This is a genomic window from Deltaproteobacteria bacterium, from assembly GCA_016874775.1.
GTDB lineage: Bacteria > Desulfobacterota > Binatia > Bin18 > Bin18 > VGTJ01.
Genome location: VGTJ01000181.1, coordinates 1 through 11,802 on the forward strand (window position 1 = coordinate 1; position 11,802 = coordinate 11,802).

Genomic DNA, 11,802 nt, shown 5'->3' on the forward strand with positions numbered 1-11,802 from the left:
TCTTCCAAATGCTCGGCCAGATACGTACAGGTGCAATTCTTCGGCGTGCTCACCAAATATTCGACGTACTGCTTCTTGGTAATCATATCCCTAAAATGATACTTGTGGTCCTCAAGCGTAAGTCCTGTTAGTATATGGACCTTCATTATGTTCACCGTCACCATCGCCGTGACCATGTTCGGCTTTGCGTTCATGCAACGGTCGATGAACAACATCCTACGGGAGATGAGCAACATCCTGCGGGAGATGGCCCAGCAGCGAGCGCGCCAAGAAGAACTCTGGCAGCAGCAGCGCGCGCGCCAAGAAGAAGTCTGGAATCGACTGCTTGTGAAAGCCGATACTACAGAGCGATTGTCGCAAGAGATTCTGGCTCGCCTGGCGCCGCGAGATGTCGTGCATTGAAATGTCACAAGAGGGGCGTACTTATCCAACGCGCTTCTCAAACAACTGGTGACCCCACACCCACGTATCACGCCACACTTCATTGAGGCCGATTTCCCGCATACGCGCAAACGTCGGTTCGAAGTCACGGACAATGTGTTGAGGATGCTCCCCGGCATCCTCAACTTGAATGCGCGCAAATAGCAGTCCCCCAGGACGTAACGCGCGGTGCAGCTCCTCGACAGTTGCGGCGGGATCGACAAGATGCTCGAACACATCCATCGCCAGGATCATATCAAAGTGCCCACTCGGAAGCGCGCTTTGGTGCAGGTTGTAGCAGGTTGCCGGACGTTGTGGTTGCGCAAACCGCCAGCGCGCAAAGTCCAACATCGTCGTCGATATATCCGCGAGTGACACGTCAATTCCGGCATGATCAAACAACAAGGCTCCTGAGCCAACGCCTGAACCAAAATCGAGGCACTGTCGCACACCGCGCGCCTGCGCGATCTCTAATCCAAGCACATACGCAAGTGGGCCGTTATCACCTTGGAGCGAGTGCCAACCCATCAGATCATAGATGTAGGTTGCACTGTCGCAGAAACTCTCGATACTTGCCCGCTGCTGCGGATCAATGCGCTCGTGCCATTCATTCCGCATATCCCCGACCGCACTTGTACAACGGCGCTCGACTTCAGCGAGATCGGCAATGCCGTAATACCTTGCAACTTCCCGTACGAGGCTCGTGCGCAAATCCGCCTCGTTGGGCTGCAGTAACGCTGCTGTCCACTGCGTTTGGTAGTCACCGAGCAATCGTTCCTGTTCCGTTTGCGCGTTGTGCGCTGCAGAACGACCGGCCTCAACTCCATGCCAGAGTGCACGGAGACGATCGGGAAGATACATCATTCCCCCATTAGCGTCGCGGCAGGGTAGCAAAATTGCCTAAGGTAATGTCGAGTTCACTCACAAGTTCGCCAACTCGCGGATTGAGCAAAGTAGCGAGTTCAATCTCACGCTCAGTGGCATATGAACTATCAAGGTCTCCCGTCAGGTATGCTGGGTGGCACGCCAGTTCCGTAACCCCGTCTGGTAGCTTCCGCAAAATCTTCTCTAAGTTTTCGATACTGATGAAGTCTGGCGCAAAATGGAAATTCCATTCCGCATCATACCACTGACCATAGAACGCCCCATTGTAGCGCGCACCGCCAGTATCTCGGAGATGTAAGCTCCTCTCACCAGCCCAGTCGATAAAGAACGGCTTCAGCTCTTGACGCAGATGCACGTGATGGTGCGAGTCGAGATGCGTTGGTGGTCGTCCGAACAGGTCACAGCAGCGTCGATACTGCCGCTGCAGTTCTTTAGTGACCATCGTAATATCACTGAGATCAAATAACGGGCCAGCCTGGTTCGTCGCAGTAAAGTGCAACCCGACGCCCAGGCCTGTATGCCGCCGGGCGAGGTGGGCCGCCTCCTCCGCCATTGGCATATCGACCATGAGACTGGTACTCAACACGACTCCGTGTTCATAAGCAGCAACGATACCACGATTCACCCCTTGTGCATAACCAAAGTCGTCGGCATTGATAATGAGATAGCGCGTCATGTATGTCTTTCGTTACACCCCAACGTCATCTAGCATTTTACGCAAAAGTTTTTCGGCGGCAAAATACTCGCGCGCGATCTCGCGCGCGGCTCGGGCATGCCGGGCATAGTCGTGGTTAATTGTCTCAAACGCAGCAAGGATCTCGTCCGGGGTTGAGAACGCGAACAATCCCTGGCCGGTTGGAACATACTTGCTAAAGCCGGTTTCCTGTGTCACTACCGGTTTTCCTGCGGCGAGAAAACAGACACTCCGGTCACTAAACCAGCCACTATCGGTTCGTACGACCACGTCTTTCGACACCGTGAACTCTCCCCGTGCAGTATCCACGTAGTGATGGTACGCATCGAGATCATGCGACACGGCAAGAGGATTGGTCAGGAGCCATCCGTACCGTTGTAATGCAGCAAGTTCTTCAGCGTTATCGATCTCGACGGCAAGCTCAAGCGGCTGCGCGGTGCGTGACGGCAGGTCAGCAAGCGCGAGGAAATTCACATGTTTCGACCACCGATAGGTCTCTCCACGAAAATGCAGATCGCGGCCACGGTTATGCCACGTCGCAATCGTCGTAAAGCGTGGACAGTCGCTGTTCTCTTGCACCGGCCACAGATCAAGAACGACGGGGGGACGGGTTTTTCGCCAGGCATAGTTGGGCAGAGGAATCGGGCAATGCGCTTCCCCCAGGTTTTCACCATAAGTGACATGCGCATCATGACCGGTCAGTAACTGAATGGCTTTGGCGTCCCCTTCAGAAAACCGCACCTGATATAACACCGGATCGGTCTCAAGATACACCAGTTTGCCAGTCGGACGGAATGTGAGAGCATGCGGACTGCTCGCCCCACACAGGTTGATTGTACATACTGCTTGGGCGAATACCTCGCGGACGCGGGCTTCTGTCAGCCCATACCACTGGCCGGTCAACACGTCGTGATATGCCCAGGCTTCCTCCAATCCAATCCGTCGCAGAGTGTTGGCAATGAAGTGAGTACCGTAGGTGCAGTGGTCAACGACGCTCTTGACTCGCGGATCGTACGGAGGTGTGCCAGTGTCTTCAATGTAGTAGACCGCAAAACCAAGGCGCTGCAGCCCAACAAGATGGTGAAGCAGCTGCCAGGCGATGCCAGCCATAGGGAACTGGCCGAGAAGCCCGAGAACAATGATCGTGTCACGAGCAGGCATAGTCAATTCCAGCTTTGCACTTGTGGATTAGACCTTACGAAGGTGGCGCTCCCCGGGGCCATAGTGGCCTTTGAGTACCGTTGCCTCATGCGATCCCGGCATCTTGTAACAGTTTGCGTAGCACTTTATCTGCGGCAAAAAACTCTTGGGCGACGCGACGAGCAGCGCGTGCGTGATGGACGTAGTCTGCGTTTATTCGCTCTAATGCAGACACCGCCTCCTCCATGTTCGAGAACGCAAACACCCCCTCACCAGCGGGGATAAATTTACTGAACCCGGTCTCTTGTGTCACTACTGGTTTTCCCGCCGCGAGGTAACACACACTGCGATCACTGAACCAGCCACTACGAGGCCGAACATAAATGTCCTTGGCCACGGTAAATTCACCGCGCGAGGAGTAAATGTAGTCTCTGTAGCCTTCAACGGTCGCCGACCGCTCCGATGCTTCTGCCAGGTGCCATCCTAACGAGGACAATTGCTCACGTACGGCTGGCTCGCTCGTTTCCACCGCCAATTCAAACGGCTGGGAGGTATGGCGTGGTAGATCAAGAAATTTGTGAAAATTGACATGCTTCGACCAATAATAGGTCTTCCCCTGGAAGGTGATATCTTTCCCGCGATTGTGCCACGTCGCAACCGTGGTAAAAAACCGACAGCTCGGATCGACATGCTCTGTCCACAAATCTAACACCACTGGCGGGCGTGTCTTTTTCCAGTTCGCACCAACAGGAGGGATGGGACAATCTGGTTCACCTAAGTTTTCGCCATAGGTAAAGCACTCGTCGTGCGCAGCCAACAACGCAAGCGCTTCGGGTACCCCTTGGGCACTGCGGATCTGCTCAAAGATCGGGTCAGTTTCGACATAGATCGTTTTGCCACTACGTTTCCGCTCGGCCGGGGACCAGGACGCACCACACAGGTTCAGAATCACATCTGTCCTCTCGTAGAGCGATTGCAACTGCAACTGAGAGAGACCATAGTAACAATCCTTGAACGAGTCCCAATAGGCCCAGCGGCCAGCAAAGCCGAATTTCTCCAACGCCTGCTGCAAGCACGTTACATTGTAGGTCGCATCCGATACCACACTCTTCACTCGTGGATCATATGGCGGCGCACCTGAATCCTCAACATAAAAGACATCATGGCCAAGCTGCCGGAGGCCGACGAGATATTGCAAGGCTTGCCAGACAACTCCTGCCATCGGGTATTGCCCGGCAAGATGCAACACCACAATCGTTTTACGAGACGGCATGTTGTGGATCCTCCTGTTCCTGTTCACTGAACTGCGTGCGATACAGTGCAAAAAAGGCTCCCTGTTTACGCATGAGGTCACTAAACGTTCCTTGCTCGATGATTTGCCCGCCACGTACGACGAGAATCATATCCGCATTCCGTACCGTCGAGAGTCGGTGGGCAATGATGAACGTGGTTCGTCCCTTCATCAATTCCTCAAATCCTTGCATGATGAGGGCTTCGGTTTCCGCATCCACCGACGAGGTCGGCTCATCGAGGATGAGAATCGGCGCGTTGCGCAGAATAGCGCGAGCAATCGTCATGCGCTGCCGCTCGCCCTCGGATAAGGTCGCACCTTGCTCACCAATAATGGTGTCATACCCGTCGGGTAGTTTCATGATCTTATCGTGAATCCGTGCCAGTTGAGCGGCTCGTTCAATCTCGGCAAAGGACGCTCCTGGCCGCCCATACTCTATGTTCTCACGCACTGAGAGAGGGAAAACCAGCGGCGGTTGTAACACCATCGCAATCTGCTGACGCAACGAGGCTAACGTCAGGCCCCGAACATCGATGCCATCAATCAGGACACGGCCACCTTGTGGGTCATAGAAGCGCGGGAGTAAGCTCACTAAGGTCGATTTTCCCGCACCGCTAGGTCCGACAATCGCAACAGTCTGGCCGGGAGCGACGCGCACGCTTACGTTCCGTAACACAGGTTGATCAGCGTCATACCCAAAAGAGACGTTATCGTACTCGATAGCTCCTCGGACCTCGCCTTTCCCAATCGTCCGCTGACCATCCTGCAGATCGCGCTCCACTGCCAGAATCTCATGGACTCGCTGGAATCCCGCCTTGCCACCTTCTATCAAACCGAGAGTTTGGCTAATGGTATTGATTGGTCCATACAGGGAAGCCAGGTAGGCAGTAAAGACGACGAGGTCGCCAACTGTCAGGGTTCCATCCATCACGTGACGCGCACCGATCCACACGACCAACGCCGTACCGATGGCGATCACCGCATTGACCACAGCCGAATAGATGGACTGAAGATCATAGAGGCGCAAACTGGCAACCAGGCTGTCTTTGCTGGCAGCCATGAAACGGCGGTGCTCTTCTTCTTCCTTGGTAAAGGCCTGCACCACCCGAATCGCTGCAATCCCACGCTGCACCAGCGAATAGATGGCACTCTCGCGTTCGTGCGCCGTCAAAGCAGCGTGATTAATCCGCGTACTCATCGCAGTGATTGTCACGTACAGGAGCGGGCACACACCAAGAGCGAGTAACGTCAACACCCAATCGATCTGCACCATCACAATCGTCATTCCCAACAGGAGTACGACCGAGGTCACGATAGGAAAGACGCCATTCATCGTCAGAGTTTGGATCGAATAGGTATCGGCAGTCACACGGTAGAGGAGGTCTCCCACCTGGCGGCGGTTGTGAAACGCGAGTGAAAGCCGTTGCAAGTGGTTATATAGTGCGCCGCGGAGATCGTTGACCATGCTCTGCCCGATACGAATGGTCGTATGATTGTTGACCAGGTTCAGCAGTCCGAGCACCACGTAGATTCCCACCATTGTCAAGCAGGCCCCCATCAGCAATTGTTCAGGAGTCCACGACGCAAACGGAGTCCAGGTGATCGGTTTTCGACCAACAACATTGTCAATGATGATTTTCAGCGGCCACGGTTTGAGGAGTTCCGCTCCACCAATCAACACGACTTGCGCCAGAGAAAAGAGGAACAGCCCACGATAGGGCCGGAGCGCGGCCAAGATGTGTCGGCGCAGCGGTACAGCCATAACGTTATCCTCTTCCACTGACCGAGGCAGGGAAAAGTCCGATGCGCTGCGCAGCGATTTCTACCGCATGATACATAACGCGACCGAGGCGGACATTTTGATAGACAATCACTGAGAGATTGATCACACCAACAATCGCTGCCGCTACGACCAATTCTTCCACGGAAAAAATCACGCCCAGCCCACCGAGAAGCAAATATCCTAAGAGAACAATCTTCGCCAATTGCGACACGCGAAGTCCACAACGCACCCGTAATAGCCGCTTCTCGCCACCGTGATTCTCGGTGCCGACTTTGACCTCAGCCTTCGACCACAGTCCTCGTGAGATCTCCAGATCCCAGTCGCTCCAACCTTGGTCGATAGCAATCCAGTATTTCCGCGGCAGCAAGAATTCCATCAGCGCATGGAGAAGATTTTCCTTTTCTAAGCTTTTTTCGTTCCAATAGGAAATCCGCACGGCACGATCAGGCCAAGAAACTTCCGGTGTTTGTCCGACTTCGTCGAAGTGAATCGGTTCCACATCCGTTAGTCCACGGACACGCCATTTGTACCGTTCAATGCCACGCACTAAAGGGCCAAGATAGGCAAGCGTGGCGACCAACAAACGTGCCCGCCACGACTCGAACCGTTCGTCGATGCGCGCACGTGCTCCACTCCCAAGACACCAACTGAGAGAGATGAGCAGAGGAATGACGCCAAACCACATAAATCCGCCAAGGAAGAGAGCGGCAAGGAATAGGGCAATGGCGACAATGTTCCATTCCAGCGTCATCGGCAAAAACGCCACCAGCGACGATGGTGGTTCGTATACGGTCTGAAAGAGTCCTCTGCCGAAGGTACCAGAGTAAATCACTGGCCGTCGCGACATAAAGAACGACGAGAGATCCCCATAAATACGACCTAGCCAGCGCGACTGACCAAGCAGATTAAAGCGATAAGGATGCTTAAAGTACAACTGCGCTTCAGCTTTGCCGTAGCCACGCTGCTGATTCAGGTAGGCGTTGACGGTATTGCGACGGAAGTGCCACACCACGGCAGCTGGACTGAAGCCGATCTGATAGCCCTGGTTTTGCAGACGCCAACACAAATCGACGTCGTCACCCGCAGCGCGAAACACCGGATCGAATCCACTAATCTCCTCCAATGCACTCTTGCGGAACGCCATATTACAGCCAGGGATATGCTCAGCAACTTCATCATTAAGCAGCACATGCGTTGGCCCACCTGGTGATACAGCAACCGCAGACGGCACTAACGTATCCTCTGGTGGAGGAAAGTTCGGGCCACCAACTGCCGCACGTCCTGAACGCACGTAGGTTGTGACCAGATAGTTCAGCCAGTCAGGATCAGCAACACAATCGGAATCAGTAAACGCGACAATCTCACCGGTTGCCGCGGCAATACCGACATTGCGAGCTGCACTCAGGCCTTTATTCTCTTGGTTGATCAAGCGGATGTAGCTGAATTTTTCGCTGATCTCGCGGGTACGATCATTCGAACCATCATTGACGACGATAACTTCGTAGTTGGGATAATTGAGCTTTTCCAACGAGACCAAACACGGCTCCATGGTCCGCTCGGCGTTGTACGCACAGACAACCACGGAGACTTTCGGATTCTTGGGAAGTGCTGGTGGGAGCGGAGCAGCATACGACTGCTGTACCGAGTAGAAGGAGGGCTTCTTCTGCCGCTCACGATCGACAAGACCAAATGCCCAATCATCAACCTGAAACCCGCCTTCGGCATTGAGTGCATACCAATCATCTGTCCAGGCGAAGACGACCGTCCCAGCCAACCCCATTTCGAATCCCGCGCGCACCTGCCACCCGAGCGTCTCGGCTTGGAATTCCTTCCCTTCACGAATCGAGTCGATACCAAATTCAGTCAGAATGAGCGGCTTATCGACTGCCAGGTTGTGCAGATGCGAAATGTAGCTGCGAAATGCCGGTTCACGGTGCAGGTAGACGTTAAAGGAAACAAAGTCCATTTCCTCAAAATCGAGGTATTCCGTGGACGGAAAATTGGCATAGCTCACAAGCCGAGTGGGATCATTCGATTTGACGACGTCCACAAGTTCGCCGAGAAAAGCACGGACTTTTTCTGGACCATGCCAACGAGCAATATCCGGCGGAATCTCGTTCCCGACGAGGCACGCGAGCACGGCAGCATGCCCCTGGCACGTTTTTGCACCGTCGGCAATCATTCGACGAACATCACTCATCACTCGGGGTGAATCGAGGAAGGCCACATGCTCAGTCCAAGGGATCCCAATGATCGCCCGCAGTCCGTACTCTCCCGCCAGGTCTAGGAGCCAGCGCGGCGGGACGGTAAACGTTCGGAAGGTATTGGCCCCGAGTTCACGCATGAGCGTAAAGTCTCGTTCAATCACTTCGCGTTCAGGAAACGGTGATCCGTGTGATGCTGGCTTAAATGTGCCGTAGGTTACACCCTTGACGAAAAACTTTTCTTCACCGACGAAGAAAAACTTACCTTTCGTCATCACTGGCGTCATGTTGGCATGTCCCGCACTCTGCGGAAGCCGCACCTCTTCTTGCCCACGAACGGAGATAATCTCTGACATAAATAATATGCAATACGTGTAAATTAGCCGCGTTCCTCTTTCCGAGATACGCGTCGTCTTCCCGCTACACCGGCGAACTGTCCGTTTCCTTCGCTGTGACCGCCACAGGATGTGATTTCATGAATGGGAACACAAACTGCAAAAAGTTGGGCAGACGATGGCCACTGGCAAGAAGTACGTCACAATCAATACCCATACAGGATTTGTTCTATGTCTATAGAAAAACGTCAGCCGAGGCAAGAAGTTGCACCGAAATTCTCCCCAGTTCGTCATTCCACGGAACTGCCCCACAAGCGTTCTTACTGTAACATTGATGTCACAAGCTACTCAACTTCCCATAGGCCAGGAGCCTTGCCTTGGGAGGCTCCTATTGCGGAAATTCCGTTCTCCCACCAGGAAGGCCCCTTGGACTGAGAAAAATTTTCCGCTATCATAATGACGTGAAAGTCTCACACAACAAAGTCATGATCATATCGATCACTCCTGCTCGCGACTGAGCAGTTCATTTTGTTCATTTTACATTCTTCGCGACGAAAACCCCCGTTGAGGAAGAAACGGAGAGAGAGATGTCTACACCTTTGGAGCGTATTCGTAATATCGGTATTGTCGCCCACGTTGATAGTGGTAAGACCACCGTCAGTGAGCGGGTGCTGTACTACACCGGCATGTCACATAAGATTGGTGAGGTGCATGACGGTACGGCAGTCACCGACTGGATGCCGCAAGAGCGAGAGCGCGGTATTACGATTACTGCCGCGGCCATCACTTGCGAGTGGAAGAATCACCAGATCAACATTATTGACACTCCTGGCCACGTGGATTTCACCACTGAAGTCGAACGCAGTTTACGCGTGCTTGATGGGGCGGTGGTTGTGTTCTGTGGTGTCGGTGGCGTTGAGCCACAATCAGAAACCGTCTGGCGTCAAGCCGATAAATACCGCGTTCCACGCATCGTCTTTATCAACAAACTCGATCGCGTTGGAGCGGACTTCCACAACGTCGTCAAACAGATCGAGAACCGCCTCGGCGGCAAACCCCTCGTGACACAACTGCCGCTAGGTGCGGAAGAACACTTCCGTGGCATCATCGACCTTGTCCGTCAAAAAGCCGTAGTGTGGGAGGAAGAAACTCTCGGCGCGCGTTTCCACGAGGAAGACATTCCTGCCGATATGATCGCCGAAGTGCAACAATACCGCGAGCAGATGATCGAAGCGGTCGCCGATGTCGACGATGCATTGCTCGAAAAGTATCTCGGTGGCGAGCCGCTGACCGAAGAAGAGATTGTTGGCGCAATTCGCAAGAAAACCCATGATATGGCCTTGTTCCCCGTGGTGTGCGGTACAGCCTTGCGCAATAAAGGAGTGCAACCACTCCTGGACACCATCGTCACCTACTTACCGCCCCCGGTGAAGCCAATCACCGGAACTGTGGCTGATGACGGGGAGAAGACCTGGCAAGTCGGCGACCCTATTCGTGCTTCCCTTGCCTTCAAAACGATGCACGACCCCTACTCCGGTCAGCTAACGTTCGTGCGTCTGTATAGTGGCACGCTGAAAACAGGCGATACGGTCTTCAATCCGCGCACTCGCCAGACCGAGCGAGTTGGGCGCTTAGCCCGCATGCACGCCAACAAGAAAGAGGACATCGACGCCGCTTTTGCTGGCGATATTGTTGCCGTTATCGGATTGAAAAATTTCACCACTGGTGACACCATCACTGACCGTGATAAATCTGTTATCCTGGAAGCGATCACCTTCAAACAGCCTGTGATTTCTCTTGCAGTTGAACCGAAAACAAAGACGGATTCAGAAAAGCTCGGCCTGGCATTACAACGTCTCTCTTCGGAAGATCCGACCTTAGTCGTGAACACCAATGAAGAAACCGGCCAAACGTTGATTTCAGGCATGGGAGAACTACATCTCGAAATCATCATCGATCGTCTCGTTCGTGAGTTCAAAGTCGCCGTCAGTACTGGTGCTCCGCAAGTCGCGTACCGGGAGACCATCACGCGCGCGGCAGAAGCTGAAGGGAAGTATATCCGTCAGTCTGGTGGTCGTGGCCAGTACGGTCATGTCTACCTGAAAATCGAACCGAACGACAACAAAGGCATTGTCTTTGAAAACGCCATCAAAGGCGGTTCGATCCCGCGGGAGTATATCAATCCGGTAGAAAAGGGCATTCGCGAAGCTGCGCAGACCGGCGTGGCCTTCGGCTTTCCGGTGCTGAATGCAACGGTCACACTCTATGATGGCACCTATCACGAAGTCGACTCTTCAGAAATGTCTTTCCATCTGGCTGGCTCGATCGGCTTCAAAGAAGCAGTGCGGAAAGCCAAACCGGTATTGCTCGAACCGATGATGAAAGTCGAAGTAGTCGTTCCTGAAGAATACATGGGAACCACAATGGGAGATTTACAATCCCGCCGCGGCAAAGTCACTGAACTAGGCGAACGCGGCACCGGTATTCGCACAATCACCGCACACGTTCCGCTCTCAACCATGTTCGGCTACGCCACGGTTATCCGTTCTCTCACGCAAGGTCGTGCGACATACACAATGGAGTTCGACCACTACTCGCCAATGCCTGCGCATATGGTTGACGAAGCGTTAGGCAAGAAGGCGGAAAGCGCGTAGTCTCAGGCTAATGAGTTTTGACATTCAGATTCGGGAATCCTCGGCTGATAAAATCCCCCCTAGCCCCCCTTTGTAACGGGGGCCGCGCAAAGCGCGGGGGGATTTCCGCGGCAAGCTGGGCGATAAGCTGCATGACCGATTTTGCTCGTCAATTTTCATGAGGCTTCAGACTGTAGGGAGAAGCGTTCACGGTTAAGCATTGACTCTCGCCTGCAACAGACTCTCGGCATTTCCCCCCTATAGCCTCCAAATCGGACCATGAAAGACTGGTACACTCGCGCTGTCACCCTTAGGATTTTAGAAAAAATAACTTTAACAACTGTGAGCTCGAGGGAGTAAGGAATAATTCCACTCTCCATGAAAGGCCTGTGGTTTCAACTTCAGGGTGGCCAGTTC

8 protein-coding genes are annotated in these 11,802 nt (G+C 53.7%); 2 read left to right on the top strand and 6 right to left on the bottom strand.

Annotation, left to right across the window (positions count from 1 at the left end; genetic code table 11):
* The first annotated feature begins 147 nt into the window (after nucleotides 1-147).
* Nucleotides 148-402, top strand: a complete 255-nt coding sequence (locus FJ147_23490) for a hypothetical protein (protein MBM4258853.1) — start codon at nucleotides 148-150, stop codon at nucleotides 400-402.
* A gap of 21 nt (nucleotides 403-423) precedes the next feature.
* Here the strand turns inward: FJ147_23490 and FJ147_23495 are convergent, their stop codons facing one another.
* From FJ147_23495 to FJ147_23520, 6 genes are all read right to left on the bottom strand, one after another.
* Nucleotides 424-1,284: a class I SAM-dependent methyltransferase gene (locus FJ147_23495; GenBank protein ID MBM4258854.1), complete on the bottom strand. Its 861-nt coding sequence runs from the start codon at nucleotides 1,282-1,284 to the stop codon at nucleotides 424-426.
* 7 nt (nucleotides 1,285-1,291) lie between these two features.
* On the bottom strand, nucleotides 1,292-1,981 hold the full coding sequence (locus tag FJ147_23500) for a ChbG/HpnK family deacetylase (GenBank protein MBM4258855.1): 690 nt from the start codon (nucleotides 1,979-1,981) through the stop codon (nucleotides 1,292-1,294).
* A 12-nt stretch (nucleotides 1,982-1,993) separates the two neighbouring features.
* Nucleotides 1,994-3,160 carry a hypothetical protein gene (locus FJ147_23505; protein ID MBM4258856.1) on the bottom strand — a complete coding sequence of 389 codons (1,167 nt, stop codon included), beginning with the start codon at nucleotides 3,158-3,160 and terminating at the stop codon, nucleotides 1,994-1,996.
* Between the two features lie 85 nt (nucleotides 3,161-3,245).
* On the bottom strand, nucleotides 3,246-4,412 hold the full coding sequence (locus FJ147_23510; GenBank protein ID MBM4258857.1) for a glycosyltransferase family 1 protein: 1,167 nt from the start codon (nucleotides 4,410-4,412) through the stop codon (nucleotides 3,246-3,248).
* Nucleotides 4,399-6,180 (bottom strand): ABC transporter ATP-binding protein, encoded by a 1,782-nt coding sequence (locus FJ147_23515; protein MBM4258858.1) that lies wholly within the window; start codon nucleotides 6,178-6,180, stop codon nucleotides 4,399-4,401. The genes FJ147_23510 and FJ147_23515 overlap by 14 nt, the downstream gene beginning before the upstream one ends.
* 16 nt (nucleotides 6,181-6,196) lie before the next feature.
* Entirely contained in the window at nucleotides 6,197-8,704 is a 2,508-nt protein-coding gene (locus tag FJ147_23520; GenBank protein MBM4258859.1) for a glycosyltransferase, read from the bottom strand.
* A 635-nt stretch (nucleotides 8,705-9,339) separates the two neighbouring features.
* Between FJ147_23520 and fusA the strand changes: the two genes are divergently transcribed.
* Nucleotides 9,340-11,406, top strand: a complete 2,067-nt coding sequence (fusA, locus tag FJ147_23525; protein MBM4258860.1) for an elongation factor G — start codon at nucleotides 9,340-9,342, stop codon at nucleotides 11,404-11,406.
* Nucleotides 11,407-11,802 lie beyond the last annotated feature (396 nt).